The following is an 18,155-nucleotide window of genomic DNA, read 5'->3' as shown; positions in this document are numbered from 1 at the left end:
CGTGGAAGACGGATTAGCTCGGTATTTTAGGTTTATAATTTTTATGTATGTTTTACAGTTAGCAGAGGGCTTATATAAATCAGAAATTTATCCATCAATATTTTTTTAAGGAGGACATTGTTATGAAAAATAACATAAGAGGAATGATGCTGATTGTAGTAGCGCTGGTTTCAACCAGTGCATGGGCCGTATGGAATCCTGATACAGACCTTGGTCTAACATTCAATCTTAATTTCGAGAGTACCCCAACAACAACCACAACCGTCGATGTAGTTGCTGCGATTACTGGAACACTGGTGGATTATAACACTGCCGGCCAGAGCGTGTGGAGAGCTACAGATGCCATACGCGGCAGTAAATGTGCTGATTTTAACAATTTTTATGATGCCGCAGATGGCGCAGGCGACAATAACGATTGCAGCGTTAGCATCCCGCCGAATGGCCCTTTATTCGAGTTTGGCGATGGTTGGCCGGGAACAGATAAAACCACATTTACCTTCTGGTTCAAAACGCCGAATACATCTTCGAGTACCTTTTTCAGACATACCTATATATATGACACAACGTACTATTGGGAAGTACGCGCATATAACGGCAAATTGGATTTCCGCCACAGTAAGAATTGCGTAAGGTTTGAGACCGCAGATACACTCAATGTTCTGGGAGTCACGAATAATACATGGCATCATGCCGTTGTTGTTATTGACAGAACTACGCGAGACAGCAGCAAGATGTATATTGACAGCCTCGAAGCACCTGTGACCGTTACTAATTTTAATACTGATAATATGAATATGGATACATATCCTTATTATGATTCTCCATTGAAGGTAGGAGCCGGTGAGCGGGAGTTTGACGGTTTACTGGACGAATTACGTATTTACAACCGTATTTTAAATCCTTTGGAGATCAGCCTTCTTTATCAGAACAATCCCGCTGTCGCGCATACGACAGCAATTCTTCCTATTCCGCGCTCTTCGAATGCCAGTATTACTGCTGACGTAAACTGGGTTCCTGCTTCCGGTGCTACGGCACAATATATATATTTTGGCACGGACTCCAATACGCTTAATCTGCCGCTTGTGAAAACTATTTTGCATGGCGGCGATGTAAATGAGTTAATAATACCGACCTCGACGGCCCGCTTGGCTTTGAGACTACCTATTACTGGCAGGTTGTTTCAACTATCGGCGGCAATCCCGTTACAAGTCCGGTCTGGTCGTTTACTACCGGTTCACAAAAGGCAACTGAACCGTATCCTGCTGACGGAGCAGAAGACGTGGTTGACGAAAATATAGATTTACAGTGGTCGGCACCGGATGCCGCAAGCTTCGATGTTTATTTCTCGATACACAAAGATTTGGTCGAAGCAGGTAACACATCGGTACGCATAGCGGCAGGCATCACAGATTCCAACTACCTGATTGCTGATACAAATAAAGGCGAAACATATTATTGGAAAATAAACAGCAATTATCCGCCATCAACGGTTTCCGAAGGAGATGTATGGCAGTTCCGTACAGAAGCAAGACTGATTATAGTCAATACTTCTGACGTTAATGCCTTATATGACGGTATAGATTATCCCGCTCTTAGTCTGACAAAAGACGCAAACTTATCAGGCACTATTACAGGCTACCTCGGTGATGACGATGTTGCTATATTCGACTTCGCTGCCGACCCAAACTTCAGCAGACTTTATGATATGGTTATTATTCCGCAGATTAACAGCGTACTGGAAGCCCAGTATGATGCCGCCGGTCACAGAAGAACATCCAGGCCAATGGCATTGCACGTTGACGGCGACTTGAACCTGAAATGCCATATCATCGCATCTGGCCCTGCAGCGGAAGCAAAACAATACGATTCATCCTCGGCTCGCGCAGGCGGCCATAGAGGTTCGTTCAGAATGTTAAGAGAAGGCGGCACCGAACGTGACAATATGACACAGGAAGATATGCTTGAAATATTCGGTCCCGGCTTCGGTGCAACTGGAGCAACATTAGCGTCTCCTACTTTATTCTGCGGAGCCGGCGGCGGTTACGGCGGCCTCGGCGGAGATAACGGCCGAGCAGGCGGCGGAAGCGGCGGAGATATTTACGGTTATGAGTCGATTCCTGTCCCGCTGGGAGGCAGTGCCGGCGGCTGGAGCAATAACGCTAACGGCGGTCCCGGCGGCGGCGCTATCGAAATAGCCGCAACAGGTGATGTAAATATCGCTTCTACAGCAAAGATTCTCGTAACAGGCGGCAGTTGTCCTTCAGTGGATTACGGCTCAGGCGGCGGTGCAGGTGGTTCTGTGAAGATTATCGCCGGCGGCAGCGTTACAACTATGGCTGTAATCAATGCAAATGGCGGCAAAGGCAGTGATACTTTAAGAGCAGATAAACAAACCGATGCCGGCGGCGGCGGCGGCGGCGGACGCATAGCTATATATTACGGTTCAACTTTGGCCGCTAACAATAATCTTATTACAGTCGCAGGCGGTGCTGTCGGAAACACTAATGGTCTTCCGAGCACCAGCAGCAAACCGGGTTCAGACGGCACAATTCTTACCGCCAATACCAACCCGCTCAAGCCGGAAATTCCAACACCTCAAACAGGCAGCGATGCCATAGTTGTAAATAACAAGGTAACATTAAATTGGTACCCGGGTTTCGGCGCCACCCAAAACGAAGTTTATTTCGGCACCAGCAGTAATCCGGACGACCTGGCACTGGTTACGACAATTAGCGGCGTCCCGGCAAAAGGCGGCGTTTTACGTGCCGAACAAAGTTATCAGGCCGACGTTACCGCAGGTCAGACCTATTACTGGTACGTCAAGGCCACAAACGGCACTGTAGATGCAAACAGCGACGTATGGTCGTTTAATGCGGTAAATGATTTCAAGCTCATCTTCAATACCAGTGATGTCAATACTGTTACCTACGATGGCCAAAGCATTGCTCCATTGACCTGCAAACTAAAGAATGAAACCGGCTGGGTAACAACTCCTGTCGCAACAGGCAGCGTTGCAGCAGATGGCGTAGCTGTCTTTAATTTCCCAAGTGGTTTTAATTATAATCTGAATTACACAATTACGGTATTGCCGGAATATGCAGTATCCTTCGATGCACGGCCGCGCAGACCATTGGCAATTCATACAACCGGAGATTTCTATTTCGACGGCAAGATGGATATTTCAGGCGATGATGTTGTATATTCAACAGACCAGCCCAAGGCTCGCAGCGGCGGTTATCGCGGTATGCGTGGAACAGACAGTGCCGAAGTAACACCGGGATATCTTGAATCCGGTCATAAAACACAGTATAACCGCTTTAGCGACAATATTGACAACACCAGAGATTATTACCTGACAACAAGTACAGCACCAGCCGTATTCGGTCCGGGCGTAAGTAAAATAGTCGGCTTGTTCAATGTCAGCGGCGGCGGCGGTTACGGCGGCATCGGCGGAACCAGCGGCAGAGGCTACTTCTATGGTTTATTTGACGGAGGCTCAACATACGGAGATAAGTATGTGCCGGTTCCATTTGGCGGAAGTGCAGGCGGACGCGGCAGAGACCTGCCGAGCGGTGCAGGCGGCGGCGGTGTCGAAATTGCCGCTACAGGCAGTGTAAGCTTTGGTTCCAACGCACAGATATATGCAGAAGGCGGCAGTGTTATACCTGTCTCAAAATATGTCAGTGGCGGCGGCGCAGGCGGTTCGGTAAGAATTATTGCCGGCACAACCTTCAGTAACGCCGGTATTATCAGCGTTAATGGCGGCAACGGCGGCTCTAATAACGACAAAGGCAACGGAAACGGCGGCGGCGGTGCAGGCGGTCGAGTTTCGATATATTACGCCAGCGGTACACCTATTACAGGAACGATTACCGCAAATGGCGGAGCAAAAGGCCATACTACTGATTCAACGACCGACCCGAGCCATAACGGTTTGAGTCTTGCCGGCGACGGTCAGGATGGAACTATCTATGTTTCCAATGGTTTCCCACAAAGGGCTTCAGCACCAACACCGCGCAACGGCGATAAGAAAGTCTATGTCGGCACAGGTTCCATTCCATTGAAATGGTACTCCGGTTTTGGCGGAACTACTGATGTAGTCTACTTTGGCACAAATCCCAATCCGACTACGCAGCTCGGAGCATCTATACCTGCCACTCGCGGCGAACACAGCAGTACGATAAATGCCACTATCAGCGCAGGAAATACTTACTACTTTAAAGTGGTAACCGATGGTTCTGCCAGCAGCGATGTATGGTCGTTTAGAGTTGTCGGCTGGGAATGCCCGAGACCAGATTATAGTATCGGAGTTCTTGGCTGGCCGGCATGGGATTTCACCCATGATTGCGTTGTAAATGAAGAAGACTTCTGGCAATTCGCTAAAGATTGGCGAAAACTGGAAGATTTCGGAACGGCTTATATGCTGGACATAACCGATTTACGAAGATTTGCAGACAAATGGATGAACTGCCAGGAAAGAACCAACAACGGCTGCAATACTCCCTGGTAAACTATTTGATGTAACCAAATTCTCATATAATTTAGCATTGCGGCCCCGAGAAATCTGGGCCGCAATGAATAGGTTGCTCAATTAAATAATCTTCCAATAAATTCTATTTGTAAATTTTTTAGCTTGTGTATTTTACCGCCCTGCGCAATGAATCATAATTTGCGCAAACCTGTGATTAGAATTTGCCATTCTAAAAAACCTTTAGTAAAATGAGCCGTCTGGAAATGAAAAGCCGGATTAAAAACCGGATTTACATATTCCATAAGCACTTGCCTGCAAAGGCGTTAGCGCTCGTAGCTCAGTTGGATAGAGCGTTGGTTTGCTAAAACTTTTCAAAATCTTGGTTTCTATGTAACTATCGCGGATTTCGTAAGTTAGCAAGTGGTAAGATTCGTATCTTTTAGTAGATAACGTATCTTGTGGTTGTAGGACGGTTGTAGTTTTAAAAATTTAATTTTCTTCCTGAGATAGACCATTAAAAGACCAATTTGTGTTCAGATGCTTCTGGATCTGGCATGTGAATGGTAAAATATGTGAAACTTATTCAAACTCCACTTCACTATTTTTTCCATGGCGGATTCTCAGGCAGGCAGCTATCAAATTCTTCTATGAGTTTATTCTCATAAGAGCCTGCATATTGGCCGCTGATAAATTTATCAAAAACTTCATCGTGGAATCTCTTCCAGCTGGCAACTTCATTTCCTGGATTTATCGGATAATATAAAACATTATTTTGCTTCGCGGTATTCATATCACCAATAGCATCCCCCACCATCAAGACTTTATCCTTATCATATTTGCCGCTGCTGACGATTTCAAGATGCTCGGTCTTGGACCCCATTTCCTGCCCTGTTATCACTTTTACATATTTATCTATTCCGTGTTCAGCCCATTCTCTTTCAAGAGCCTCTGTCGGCGTGGCTGAACAGATAATAATATCTGCCTTTGCGGACGCTTTTTCCAGACTTTCGCGAACGTATTTGAATGGTGCAATATTTTTTACGATATCTGCAATAGCCTGATTAACTCTTATGCTCCAATTAAACGCGATTTCAAGCTCAGTCTTTTCCTGCGGATTGCTGGATTTCATGATTGCCTGTTTAAGACCATCATTACTCAAAAGACTATCTGGATTATTGACCCATTTGCAATAATATTCAAATTTAGGCACTTCAAAACCGCTTTCTTTTACTTTCGGATGTGAAGGCAGGAGTTCTGTTAAAATTCTGACGATGGTTTTATGCCTGTTTGCACCGCGGGTCTTACTGAACAGGTCGGCAAATTCCTTACACTGTCTGGCAGCTTCGGCAACCGGCTGCAATCCAAAACAGCTTATCATCCACGGACAGAAACACTCTTTCTGTTTTATACCCATAGCATCAAATGCACAGCCGTCAGAGTCTATCGCAACAAGATATTTCTTTGTCGGTTTTAAATCTTTTAGAGGTCTTGAAAAATCAGTCATATCCTTCTAAATCCTTAAATGCATAGAATTACTATATCAAACCAAATTATAGCCACAATACACTAACAGAAGCAACTTTTTTGACACTGCTAATAATAATTTAATTGACTAAACAAGCTAATTCTTTTTCCACCGTCCTAAATATTTCCGATTTGAATCTGTAATTGTCATCATGCAATAACCAAGAAAGAATAGTTTTCAATTCTTTTTGGCCATTTATTTTTTCATGCTTTGCCAAATACATTACCCCCGCAGCCGCACCTTTGGCCATATTGATAGGTTCAATGCCCTGCTCAAGAACTAATCGCATTGTGCCAAATATCCTGTCATTTAAAGCAAGTTTACGCTCAGGATCTCTGGCGGCACGTTCAATCGTATCATCAAGATATGGATTGGTCATCCTTTCGAGAAGGTCTTCGGCATAAGCTTTGTAACCTCTCTCTGTAAATAACTCCTCATTACGATGAGCATATTTCTTTACCAAAGTAGCGCCAGATTCATTTATAAACGCATCTCTGGCTATCTGCATGATTTCTTTATCATCCTTAAGTTCTGCCATTTTCTTATAACCTTTACAAGCTCCTAAATAGGCTAAAATGGCATGAATGGCATTATGGCCATAAAGCTTGGCCTCTTCAAACGGCAGCAAATCTTCTTTCTCTATAAAAACCTCTATCCCGGGTTTGAAATCCAGAATATGGCATTTTGTAACAAGAATTTTATTAAACTCCTCAACTAAAAACGCCCTGTCGATACCAGGAGCTATGGGTGTTAGCTTCTTTTGAATAATTTCATCTTTATCTGTTACAATCTGGCTCATCTTGCCTATAACTGTATTAAGGAATTGAACATTATCGGGTAAGTGTTTTTTGAGTCTACTTTTTACAGTTTCAGATAGCAATTCCGCTGCGTTATTGTTATTTTCGGCAGTGTAAATTATTGCAGGTTCATCGCCGTTCCTATTTATGCCGGCAGTAATCAGTTGAGCAACACTGTTTTCTCCCGCATTATAAAATTTCACCGATGGCAGAGATGTTACAATTTCCGTAGAGGCAGACAAAGCATCTACAATGTGCAATCGTTCCTCGCTATTTGATGGATTATAAATCTCCACGCCTTTGATTTCAGTTGTTCTTATGCCGTCAAAACCTGCAATATTGACATAATATGTTCCACCATTTGCACGAACTGCATCGACAAGCTTTTGGTCTATCTCAGCTATAACGATGCGATTGAAGTTTTTGCTTTTAAATGCTTCTGCGACAAACAGACCTGCCTGTATGGGCCCAAAACCAAAACCTGTAAAGATGTGCCTATTCATAAAGTTAACTTATAGATACTACAGTATTTTTCTTTTGGGATTCTAACGCTGCCGTAAAAAGTTTATGACTTAAGGCGGCTTCATCAGGAGTTACACAACCTGCAAATTTACTTATGGGTTTGCCGTGATAAAGCTCATATAAAAAGGCAGCCCACATTTGAAGTATCGAGTCTGAAAAACCAGCCTGAAATATTCCGCCGGTAATAGATTTACAAAGCAACAGCATTTTTAACATTATCCGCTATAGTAAGTCTAGGAACAGGGCAACAGCTACATTTGCATAATCCATAAGAACAAATGGAAATTTTTAAGCATTTAAGCATAATTAAAACCCTTATATTCAATATATACGATGTCAGCAAAAGTAAACTACTATGGGTTTCACCCATAGCATTATGGTTTCAGGCTTCTGTCTGTCGGCCTTCGGCGGATAACTTCATCTACGAATTACACCCGTAGTAGTATGGCAGAGGAATAATAAAAATCTCCCTTTGATAAAGGAGACTTTCAGTTCCTTTAATAACTATCTTACAGTTGATTTCCTTTCTTTCAAGAACTGTTTGGCTCTCAATTCAACGATGCATTCAGTATTTTTTCACACACATCATTAGGAGCAACATTACAATCGCTTCATGATACTGCTGCTGTTATACCACTTTACGAACCAGCCACTCTTTACCAATTCGTCAAGTTACTGCCAAATATTTAAAACCATATGTCCCTAACGATTCCGAAATTCCAGTATTTCATCGATTTCCCTCAAAATTAAGTTTTTACACGTTTAGCTTTTTCGACAAGTTTTTCAAATCTATGCCCATACTCTATATAATTTGTATACTTATTTTCTTCAGAAGCAACTATGGAATTATCATGCAAAACTACTGACATGTGAGGCTCAATTGAAAATCCACCATTATACCCGGTATCAAGCAGGTCCTTGACAATTTTGAATACATCGCCATCGCCTTCGCCGGGGAATGTAAATTTGCTCTTTTTCTCTTTTTCGTCCCAAACACCATCCTTGATATGAATGTAACTTATGTAATCTTTAACATTTTTGTAAAACTCAAAACTCGATTGTTTATGCCAGGGTTTAGGCTTGCTACGGTCATAATTAAATACAGGGTTGCCAGTATCAAAAACAAGTCTTAAACCGGGCACATTTTCTATAAGCCGAATAGTATATCTCCAGCCCATGCCTCCATAATTCATACAATTTTCATGAACAGCTGTAATACCAGCATCGCTGAACGTTTTAACAAAAAGGCGTAATTGTTCGAATCTCTTCTTTTCCATCTGGTCGTCAGGCTCACGATCTTCCAGGACAGCGTAACTCATAATTCGAATCAGTTTTGTACCAAGTCGCTGCATACGGGGAATAGCTCGCTTAACTTCTTCAAAAGAAGTCTCATCGGAGTCTATAATCTGCTTGGCCCAGTTTGCAATGGTGGAACCAAAACAGTTGATTTTAATACCGGCATTCTCAAGTTTTTTAACAACAATATCAAATTCAGCATTGGGAATATCAATTATATTTTTATCGTTGATATTGCGTGCCTCAATATATTTCCAACCGAGTTCTTTCGTAGCTCTTATCTGGCCATCAATACCTTTGGCCGCTTCATCTGCAAATCCTGTCAGGTACATTAAACCTCCTTCTAATCAATTTTAAAATTTGTTACCTATTCTTATAAAGCCATTTTTATCTGACGAGTAAATTGAGTCTTTTTAACAACCTATGGAAGAGTTCCCATAGCACTGGTTGCTTCAACTACTCTGCTTACAGCCATATTCATTGCAGCCTGACGCATAGTTAGACCATTTTGTATCGAATAATCATATACTTCATTGAATTTACCGACAATTCGATTTTTAAGCCTATTATTGACTTCCTCCAGGGTCATCTGTTCACGCTGGGTCTCCTGTGTATATTCAAGATATGACACAAAAACACCACCAGCATTGCATAAAATATCCGGAATAACAAACACTTTCCTGTTATCAAGAATTTCATCCGCATCAGGTATTGTCGGCGAATTCGCACCCTCTGCTATTATTTTCGCCTTTATTTCTTTTGCTATGTCTGCTGTTATTACAGATTGTGTAGCGGCAGGAACAAGAATATCGCACTGACAGGTAAGAACATCCTCATTTGTACATTCCTTAGCCAAAGGATAACCGCAAATTTGTCCACATGCCTTTACATATCCTAACAAATGTTTTATATCAATGCCTTGTTCATTTATGACACCTCCCGTAACATCAGAGACTGCAACAATTTTTGCACCAAGTTCCGAAAGGGCTAACGCAGCTATCGAGCCAACATTGCCAAATCCCTGTACAGCGACACGTGCTTTCTTTATATCAAACCCCAGCTTTTCACATGCAGCTATTACTGTAAATGCAACGCCTCTGCCGGTCGCTTCTTTTCTGCCCAATATACCTCCAAGTATTACAGGCTTGCCTGTTACATAACAGCCGCTGGTTATGGATTTGCCCGCTGAATAAGCCAGGCAATCCCTGATATGGCCCATGTCAATTTCATTGGTTCCCATATCAGGAGCAGGTATATACACCTCCGGGCCAATATGCCTCATCGCGCCTCGTGTAAATGAACGAATAATTATTTCCTTGTCTTCTGCCGTAATATTAGATGGGTCAAAACATATACCCGATTTGCCTCCGCCAAATGGCACTCCTATCAAGGCAGTCTTCCATGTCATTTCCATAGATAATCCCTGAATATCATCCATCGTAACATTTGGGGACATTCTAATGCCGCCTTTTGCAGGGCCAAGCGCATCCCTGTGTCTGATAATAAATGTTTTGACCTGTATATGTTTACCGCTGCTTAAAGTAGGATTTAATGTTATTTCTATTTTTTCCTTGGGTTCAAGAAGCCTGTTAAACATTCCATCTTCAAGTTTCAATCTATTTGCTGTCTGTTCCAGATTTAATCTTGCGGTTTTAAGAATCCCGAACATCTCTTTCCCTGCTGTCATATATTTTCCTTTCTGAGTCATGCTTTTAATAAACTTTTTTCTGCATTATCTATAAGTTCAATCAATAAATCTTTATCTTTGATGCTGTCATTGTCTTTCCACAACCAACTTGTGGCGTTTTTCACACTGCCATCAGAACTTTTTAAATATACCAATCCTGCCACTGCGCCTTTGGCCATATTGACAGGTTCAATGCCCTGCTCAAGAGCCAATCGCATCGTGCCAAATATCCTGTCATTCAATCCCAACTTTCGCTGCGGGTCTCTGGCGGCACGTTCTATCGTATCATCCAAATATGGATTGGTCATCCTCTCAAGCAAATCTTCAGCAAAAGCTCTATAACCTTTTTCTGTAAACAATTCTTCATTGAGATGAGCATGTTTTTTTATCAATGCAGCGCCAGACTCATTTATAAAAGCATCTCTGGCTATCTTCATAATCTCTTTATCATTCTTTAGTTCGGCCATCTTCTTGTAACCTTTATAAGCTCCAAGATAAGCTAAAAGTGCATGAATGGCATTATGGCCATAAAGCTTGGCTTCCTCAAACGGCAGTAAATCCTCTTTTTCAATAAAACCACTTATGCCGGGTGTAAAATTTGCAAGTTTGCATTTCGTTACAAGTATTTTATTAAATTCCTCAACCAAAAACGCTCTGTCTATGCCAGGAGCTATCGGCATTAAATTCTCACGTAATATTTCATCTTTATCTGTTACAACTTGACTCATCTTGCCTATAACAGTATTGAGAAATTGAACATTATCCGGTAAGTGTTTTTTAAGTTTACCTTCTACAGCCTCAGCCAGTATTTCCGCAGCATGATTGTTATTTTCAGCAGTGTAAATCAAAGCAGGCTTACTCCTGGTCTTATTCAGGCCGGCAGCAATCAATTGGGCAACACTGTTTTCCCCTGTATAATAGGAATTAACTGATGGCAGCGATGTTACAATTTCAGTGGAAGCTGATAAAACATCTAAAAGTTTTAATCTATCCTCACTATTTGCCGGATTATAAATTTCAATACCTTTTATCTCCGCAGTTCTTATGCCATCAAAACCGGCAATATTTACATAATAGGTTCCGTTATTTGCACGAACAGCATCGACAAGCTTTTGGTCTATCTCTGCTATCACTATTCGTTTGAAATTGCCACTCTTAAATGCCTCGGCAACAAAAAGACCTGCCTGTATAGGGCCAAAACCAAAACCAGTAAATATATGCTTTGTCATAAATTATCCAATTATTGATGAAAATTCTCTGATTTTTTCTTTCTGCGTAAGAACTGCTATCCGTAATTCATAAGACCTGCTTTCATCCGGTTCAGGAGGGATAAGCTGGTTCTGCTCCCTTGCCTTGCATTGGCCTACAGGTGGATTAGTTCCGGGTTCAAGCGCAGTAATATATTCGCTAAGCCCCCAGTGTTGCCAATTAGTCGGCCAGGTCAATTGCTTTTTGCTGTATTCCTTTGTTACAGTCAAATTAAACCTGCATTGTAAGACCTGTTTTGCATATACCACTTTCATCAGCATCAACAAAAACGCATACTTTGCTGAAACCCTATGACCATGAAATCCTTGTCTATAATGCCAAGATGACATCCTTGACTGCTATAAAATCATTACTTATCATAAGATTTATGTCCCTTTAGCATTTTCTTAAAGTACATTTATTATACTAACGGCAACTCAATTACTTTACCTGTATCACAGGATTCTCTGGCTGCCAAGCCTACCTCAAGAGCAAGTCTACCCTCAAGCCAACCCGTTTTAGGTTTGTTGTTATTATGACAGCAATTAAAGAAATCCTTTAATATCTGGTCGTCAGCACCACCATGGCCTGAATTCATCTTGTCTTTCAAATCAAAAAGCTCTTTTGTATCTGTATGTCTCTTCCAGTATACTACTTTACCTTCGGACATGTCACCTTCCACTGAACCTTCTGTTCCGGTCAGCCGCATCTGGCGAGTATTCTGAGCACTAACAACATTTACAGTATAAGTTGCTCTGGTATCATTATCATATTCAACTACGGCTATCCCATTATCAAAAGTATCTTTATCAGAATTATATAGACATAAATCTCTTGGCCGGCCTGTCGTTTCTTCGGTGATTCTGTCTAATTCGTCCCATTTACTGGACCATTTGTATTTTTCTGGTTCATCAACACCATAATAATCCGGACAGTTATTCTTTATTTTACATTCTCTACAGTTGGGCCCAGCCCCTTCTTTAGTCTTGTAATAACTAAGACTACTTACAGCAAAGACTTTTCTTGGATTTCCACCGGCAAACCAGTTTAATAAGTCAAAATCATGGCATGCCTTGGTAATCCACAAACCTCCACTGTATTTTCTTAGGCGATTCCAACGCCTGAAATATGTTCGTCCGGCATAATAATATTCATTAGCTTCAATCGTCAATAGCTTCCCGATCTTTCCACTTTCCAAAATTTCATGAAGTTTTTCATGAACGGGGCTGTGTCGAAGGTTTTTGCCAACATAAAAAACTGTTTTAGCGTTTTTTGCACCATCAATTATCATATCACAGTCCCGCAAAGTCGTTGCCAATGGTTTTTCACAATAAATATGTTTACCAGCCTTTAATGATTCGACTGCCGGCTCAACATGGGCATAATCTGGAGTGCCTATAAAAACAGCCTTTACCTGCTTATCGTCAAGAGCTTGCTGGAGAGTATTATATATTACAGCTTGTTTAAGTTCGTATCTGTTAATAAAATACTCTCCTCTTTGAGGGATAATATCATATAAACCTTTTACAAAACCATAATCTGGATTATGTTTTAAAAAATTAAACATTGTATCACTTCGCCTGCTCGCCCCAATGATTGCAATACCAAAATCGTTCATAAATATCCTTAATAAGAGATAACCGCTTTCAGTTTTTATACAACAGTGTTTTTCTTCTAACAGTCATAATTTTTATGTTTGCTTCACTTTGCGCCACCGGCTGCATAGGGCGATATTTATGTATTTACCACATGCTATGAATACCCAATCTTGTCATCGATAGAAACCCTTTATAAAAAACCAAGAATTTACAAAAACTTTTTTATAATTTCCTGCAACGTCTTGAAAATACCATCTTTGCAGAAACAAACAATATTTTAAAACATACCAGCCAAAATCTCTTTATCCTTTTATTGCACCCTCAGAAAGACCTTGAACAAACAATTTCATACAGAAAATAAATATTATGATAAGAGGGATAGAGGCTATGGTATAACCAGCCATAAGCTGTCCCCATTGTTTGGTGTATTCACCTTCCAAGTGTAAAAGCGCCACGGATATAAGTTGTCTGTTGCTGTCTCGAAGAAAAATAAGTGGACCTACAAAAGAATTCCATTCTCCTATAATACGAAGAATACCAAGTGTGCCGATAATGGGTAAACTCATAGGAACAACAATATTCCATATTTGTCCGAGTATTGAACAACCGTCTACTTCTGCCGCATCAAAAAGGTCATGCGGAATATCCTCAATAAAATTACGAAAAATATATATTACCATTGCCTGCGCCCCGGCAACACCTGGAATAATCAATGCCCAAAATGTATTATAAAGTCCCAATGCGGAAATAAGTTTAAACTCAGGAACCATATTGGCAACACCGGGGTACATCATAAGAATAATGAAAACATAAAATAAAAATTCTGAGCCAAAGGTTTTAAATCTAGCGAAGAAAAAGGCTCCTATAATCGCAAGAACGATAGAAAATATCGTGGTCGTGAAGGCAACAAATACAGTATTAAAGATATTAGGCGCAATGTATTGCCAGGCATAGATAAAGTTTTCCCAGTGAAAGGGAGCTTCAAGAAGCCAGGGACTTCTGGAGAATTGAGCATTATCTTTAAGCGAAACATTTATCATTAAATAAATGCCAAGGAACGCAAAAATAAGTATTATGATTATGAAAATATTTTTAACAATTTCAGCTGTATAATTTATTTGTTTCATAACAGGATACTTCCTTTTATTTTTTGACTCTTACATAACGGTTATTAACCCATGTAAGCAGTAAAGTAAGTAAAAACAGCAAAAAACCTATTGCACAGCCATATCCAAAAAATCCTTTGGCAAAGGCCTCTCGGAAAATCAAAAGTCCTGGAACAGTAGCTATGCCACCCGGGCCGCCGCTTTCTCCAAGATACAAATAAACATTTTGCCAACTTTGTATGGTGCCTATAATCATGAGAATAAGATTTATTCTGATTTGAGTCATAATCAGAGGTACTTCTATACACCAGAAGACTCTGATGGGGCCTGCACCGTCTATATCAGCGGCCTCATAGATTTCTTTACTGATATTTGATAATCCTGACAGATAAATTAGCACGCCAAATGCCCCTACCCATGGAAAACCGGCAAAAATAAGGCTTGGAATTACAAGTTTTATATTTGTGAGCCACTGTATTGTTTCAGCAGGCCCTAAAATTCCAATAGTGCGGAGAAATGCATTTATAAAACCAGTATTTGGTTCATAATAATACTTCCATATCAAAATTCCCACGATAGCCGGTACAATCATAGGTATTACAAAAAGAACACGATAAAAATATTGTATGCGAGAACTAATGATATGATGTAGAACAACAGCAGTTATTATGGGAGGAATCATTTTGATGAGATTTGATACAATAAAAATACCCACAACCACAAAAGATCGCCAAAGCTCTGTATCATGAAACATTTTTACAAAATTACCCATCCCGATAAATTCCTCGATATTATCTCCATTCCATCGGTAAAAGATGTGAATAAAACCATTGAAAATCGGATAGTAATTAAAAATAAGCACCAGTATAAGCGGTGCAATAATTAGCAGGTAGCAATGCCAATAATTTTTAAGTTTGTTTTTTGTTATGACTATCATTATTTCTCTATTCGATCACTCTAAAAATTCTTTTAACAACTTAGTGCTTTTCATTAAATTGCGGTTATTATGAATGTTGATCGCAAGATTCTCTTCCGCCATTTGTTGACGTAATATCAGTGCTTGTCGTTTTGGTTCAGACAATCCCGACAACATGGCTGTCAAAGACATCTGACTTCTTTGCATTTCCATATATGTCTCATCTCTATTAACGCCATGCCTAATTTCTTCATTATCTCCTATCATACGTGGCACAGAATATTTTTTGAAATTATCATAAAAATAATGACCTGGGTCCATGACATTTTTGAGTATTATCTCCTCAAGCCATTCCATACTTTTTCTAAATGAAGAACTTGATGTATATAAATAGAACGGCAGTAAAATTTGAAGATTTCCTTCTTTTTGTGGCTCAAATTTTTTGAGTAATTCGTAATATTGTGCCTTTTTAACAGCTGCAGGCCATTTTGCACGCATCATCGCCATCTGATTGATCTGGTAACTTGTAATAAACTGAAGAAAATCAAGGGCTGTTTCAAAATTTTTTGTTGCCTTTGGGATACCAAAATTGCAGCCGACTTTGGTATTTGACTCAGCTATTGGTCCTGAATAATATTTAGAAAACTTATGTTTGAAACCTACCACTGGGATTTTTAGAATACCGACTTCAAATTGTGAATTTCGTAAAAAAGAATATCCATTCCAGCTTCCTGCAGGCAAAAACGCAGTGTTGCCGGAGAAGAACTGGAATTTAGTTTGTTCAAGATCCATTGCTGTAAAACCATCGCCAAAAAACTGTCCTATATCACGAATAATTTCACAGGCCGCAAGCATCCTTTCTCTTTCTTCAGGGTCATCATGTAATATTTCCCGCATAGAGTCTGGTTCTGCAAGTGCATCGGAATTTGCCACATAATATCTCATCGCTATATCATTGAGATTGCCATTTAATTGGCTGAAATAATACGTCCACAGCCCGTACAAAGTTGCTCGATCGAGCCCGCGAACACCAATAGGTATTACGGGTTTGCCAATTCTCTGCCCATATTCCTTCACCTTATTACAAATATCGAGCCATTCTGTAAGGTCCTGTGGCATTTCTTTTGAACCTGTTGCTTTTTCAAGCAGATCAAGATTAATGAATAGACGAACCGTATGAAAAGTCATACCCACCCCAAAGTATTCCGAAAAACTATAATCAAGAGCGCTTTCCATACCATCTATGTAGGTATCCTTCCACGGCATACCCTGCAAAACAGTTCCATAGTTATACTTGTTTGGTTTTCCAACATAGCTGGAAAGAGGATTAAAATACTGCTGATAAACGTTGCTTGTACTTCTAAGTTCAATTATATCCGCAGGTTTACCGCCAATAAGTTGTGTTATAAACCATTGGCTATATGCACGAGCTGGCACAGCAGACTGAATAATTTTTACTTTTTGTGGTTTTGTGTTATTTTTGGCATATTCAATTGCTTTTTGTACCCAGTCGCAACCTCTTTTTGTAGCTTCATTAAAACCTCTTACATAATCATAGAACTCATCGCTGTATTCCTGGGTTTTAATACGGTTGACAAAATTCATAGTCCATTCATATTCTTTTTGCTGAGCTTGAGGCATAGAAGCAAAGTCAACCTTTCGCACATCCTTTTCTTCAGCAAGAATCTGATCAATTATCTGCTGTGCTACCGTATAAGTGGGTTTTAGCTCCCTCTTGAAAATTCTGAGATTGCGCCTAAAATCAGAATCGTTTTTAGAAGGATCCCTTTGCATAAACTCTATAATAAGAAGCTTAAAACCTTCCGCCCTTTGTTGTTCATAGTTCTCTATAAGTTTATCAAATTGATGTGCTTTTAATAATTCAAAAAGAGCAATTGCATCATTAAAACCTTCACGAAAACCATCTTCAAGTTGCCAGTGTGCAATTGTAATTACCTTTGTGTCCGACTCAAAGGCTGTTTTATCTGCACCAAGGAAATATACGTAAAATATTGATACCCCATAAAAAAACAGAGCAATATAAACACCAAATGCCCTAAAAGAACTTTCTTTAATAAATGCCTTTTTGTCAATACTTCTTTCAACCATTTATATCTTTCTCCTTTTCCTGGAGATCTTTAAGATAACGTTTCACAACAGGTGTCGTTAATGCATCTGGATAAAGTCTTAAAAATTCTTCATAATACTTTTTGCCAGTTTCCAAATCATCAAGGTTATATTCGGAAATCCTGGCGATTCGAAACAAAACATCTCTTTTTAGAAGATCCCTTTCAATCCCGAGTTCATAGGCTTTTTTAAGATGCTCTACGGCTGAAACATAATTATTTTTAAATACAAGATAATAATTGCTGATTGCCATATGCACCGGCACAAGATATTTTTTTTCACCATTAAAATTATTAACGAAATTATCTGTAAATTTGATTATTTTTTCGTCCCCTTGTTTCTCCTTTGAATTAATGTACAATTCCATTAGATAAACTGCTGTCGTACAGGCTCTGCGATCATTATTGTCAAGATTAAGTATGTCCTTGTAGACTTTTTCGACAGCCACTTCCTTATATTCTGCATATATTCCTCTTGTCTGAAAAACCTGAATTACACGGGCATAGCTAATCGCCGCTTCAACTCTGATATCTGTGGGAATATTTGTATCCTCATAAAGCTCTTTAAGACCCGCCAGACCGGAATTGTAATTGAGATTTTTTATGTCAAAAATTTGACAGCTACAAAAAATCAATTTGCCAAGGGGCTCTTCCAGATGTTTAGAGGCAATTGATTTGGCTTTGGGGAACTGAGTATTTGCATAGGCCTGTACAGCATCTTCAATAGTACCTTCAACTGAAACAAAATAATACAAGAAGATGTTACGAGCCATTAATGCGATAAAGATTGCGCCAATGGCAATAATTAGCACCACAACAATAATGTTAAGATTCTTTTTAATCATTCAACTCTCTTAAAAACA

Annotated in this window: 14 protein-coding genes; 2 read left to right on the top strand and 12 right to left on the bottom strand. The window is 40.1% G+C overall.

The window, feature by feature from the left end:
* Positions 1 to 122: 122 nt before the first annotated feature.
* Positions 123 to 1,298: a LamG domain-containing protein gene (locus WC496_01750; protein ID MFA5291740.1), complete on the top strand. Its 1,176-nt coding sequence runs from the start codon at positions 123 to 125 to the stop codon at positions 1,296 to 1,298.
* Positions 1,280 to 4,510, top strand: coding sequence for a hypothetical protein (locus WC496_01745; GenBank protein ID MFA5291739.1), 3,231 nt, complete (start codon positions 1,280 to 1,282; stop codon positions 4,508 to 4,510). The genes WC496_01750 and WC496_01745 overlap by 19 nt, the downstream gene beginning before the upstream one ends.
* A gap of 559 nt (positions 4,511 to 5,069) precedes the next feature.
* On the opposite strand, the gene WC496_01740 is transcribed toward WC496_01745, so the two are convergent.
* From WC496_01740 to WC496_01685, 12 genes are all read right to left on the bottom strand, one after another.
* A complete protein-coding gene (locus tag WC496_01740; GenBank protein ID MFA5291738.1) occupies positions 5,070 to 5,975 on the bottom strand; it encodes an HAD hydrolase-like protein in 906 nt (301 codons plus the stop codon).
* A gap of 100 nt (positions 5,976 to 6,075) precedes the next feature.
* Entirely contained in the window at positions 6,076 to 7,296 is a 1,221-nt protein-coding gene (locus tag WC496_01735; protein ID MFA5291737.1) for a hypothetical protein, read from the bottom strand.
* Between the two features lie 4 nt (positions 7,297 to 7,300).
* On the bottom strand, positions 7,301 to 7,531 hold the full coding sequence (locus WC496_01730; GenBank protein ID MFA5291736.1) for a hypothetical protein: 231 nt from the start codon (positions 7,529 to 7,531) through the stop codon (positions 7,301 to 7,303).
* 530 nt (positions 7,532 to 8,061) lie between these two features.
* Entirely contained in the window at positions 8,062 to 8,943 is an 882-nt protein-coding gene (locus WC496_01725; protein MFA5291735.1) for a sugar phosphate isomerase/epimerase family protein, read from the bottom strand.
* Positions 8,944 to 9,032: 89 nt separating this feature from the next.
* A complete protein-coding gene (locus WC496_01720; protein ID MFA5291734.1) occupies positions 9,033 to 10,298 on the bottom strand; it encodes a Glu/Leu/Phe/Val dehydrogenase in 1,266 nt (421 codons plus the stop codon).
* A 17-nt stretch (positions 10,299 to 10,315) separates the two neighbouring features.
* Positions 10,316 to 11,527, bottom strand: coding sequence for a hypothetical protein (locus WC496_01715; GenBank protein ID MFA5291733.1), 1,212 nt, complete (start codon positions 11,525 to 11,527; stop codon positions 10,316 to 10,318).
* A 3-nt stretch (positions 11,528 to 11,530) separates the two neighbouring features.
* A complete protein-coding gene (locus WC496_01710; GenBank protein MFA5291732.1) occupies positions 11,531 to 11,896 on the bottom strand; it encodes a DUF4432 family protein in 366 nt (121 codons plus the stop codon).
* 71 nt (positions 11,897 to 11,967) lie between these two features.
* Positions 11,968 to 13,164 (bottom strand): Gfo/Idh/MocA family oxidoreductase, encoded by a 1,197-nt coding sequence (locus WC496_01705; GenBank protein ID MFA5291731.1) that lies wholly within the window; start codon positions 13,162 to 13,164, stop codon positions 11,968 to 11,970.
* Positions 13,165 to 13,446: 282 nt separating this feature from the next.
* Positions 13,447 to 14,271, bottom strand: coding sequence for a carbohydrate ABC transporter permease (locus WC496_01700; GenBank protein MFA5291730.1), 825 nt, complete (start codon positions 14,269 to 14,271; stop codon positions 13,447 to 13,449).
* A 16-nt stretch (positions 14,272 to 14,287) separates the two neighbouring features.
* A complete protein-coding gene (locus WC496_01695) occupies positions 14,288 to 15,187 on the bottom strand; it encodes a sugar ABC transporter permease (protein ID MFA5291729.1) in 900 nt (299 codons plus the stop codon).
* 15 nt (positions 15,188 to 15,202) lie between these two features.
* A complete protein-coding gene (locus WC496_01690) occupies positions 15,203 to 17,275 on the bottom strand; it encodes an extracellular solute-binding protein (GenBank protein MFA5291728.1) in 2,073 nt (690 codons plus the stop codon).
* Positions 17,268 to 18,137 (bottom strand): hypothetical protein, encoded by an 870-nt coding sequence (locus WC496_01685; protein MFA5291727.1) that lies wholly within the window; start codon positions 18,135 to 18,137, stop codon positions 17,268 to 17,270. The genes WC496_01690 and WC496_01685 overlap by 8 nt, the downstream gene beginning before the upstream one ends.
* Positions 18,138 to 18,155: the final 18 nt, after the last annotated feature.

Source organism: Phycisphaerae bacterium (assembly GCA_041652575.1).
Taxonomy (GTDB): Bacteria; Planctomycetota; Phycisphaerae; order Sedimentisphaerales; family UBA12454; genus UBA12454.
This window is presented reverse-complemented; position numbering and strand designations above follow the sequence as displayed.

Excerpts from the sequence above, each read along its gene's own strand:
- WC496_01750 (MFA5291740.1), top strand. The coding sequence starts at position 123 with ATGAAAAATAACATAAGAGGAATGATGCTGATTGTAGTAGCGCTGGTT.
- WC496_01740 (MFA5291738.1), bottom strand. The coding sequence starts at position 5,975 with ATGACTGATTTTTCAAGACCTCTAAAAGATTTAAAACCGACAAAGAAA.
- WC496_01735 (MFA5291737.1), bottom strand. The coding sequence starts at position 7,296 with ATGAATAGGCACATCTTTACAGGTTTTGGTTTTGGGCCCATACAGGCA.
- WC496_01730 (MFA5291736.1), bottom strand. The coding sequence starts at position 7,531 with ATGTTAAAAATGCTGTTGCTTTGTAAATCTATTACCGGCGGAATATTT.
- WC496_01725 (MFA5291735.1), bottom strand. The coding sequence starts at position 8,943 with ATGTACCTGACAGGATTTGCAGATGAAGCGGCCAAAGGTATTGATGGC.
- WC496_01720 (MFA5291734.1), bottom strand. The coding sequence starts at position 10,298 with ATGACAGCAGGGAAAGAGATGTTCGGGATTCTTAAAACCGCAAGATTA.
- WC496_01715 (MFA5291733.1), bottom strand. The coding sequence starts at position 11,527 with ATGACAAAGCATATATTTACTGGTTTTGGTTTTGGCCCTATACAGGCA.
- WC496_01710 (MFA5291732.1), bottom strand. The coding sequence starts at position 11,896 with ATGTCATCTTGGCATTATAGACAAGGATTTCATGGTCATAGGGTTTCA.
- WC496_01705 (MFA5291731.1), bottom strand. The coding sequence starts at position 13,164 with ATGAACGATTTTGGTATTGCAATCATTGGGGCGAGCAGGCGAAGTGAT.
- WC496_01700 (MFA5291730.1), bottom strand. The coding sequence starts at position 14,271 with ATGAAACAAATAAATTATACAGCTGAAATTGTTAAAAATATTTTCATA.
- WC496_01695 (MFA5291729.1), bottom strand. The coding sequence starts at position 15,187 with ATGATAGTCATAACAAAAAACAAACTTAAAAATTATTGGCATTGCTAC.
- WC496_01690 (MFA5291728.1), bottom strand. The coding sequence starts at position 17,275 with ATGGTTGAAAGAAGTATTGACAAAAAGGCATTTATTAAAGAAAGTTCT.
- WC496_01685 (MFA5291727.1), bottom strand. The coding sequence starts at position 18,137 with ATGATTAAAAAGAATCTTAACATTATTGTTGTGGTGCTAATTATTGCC.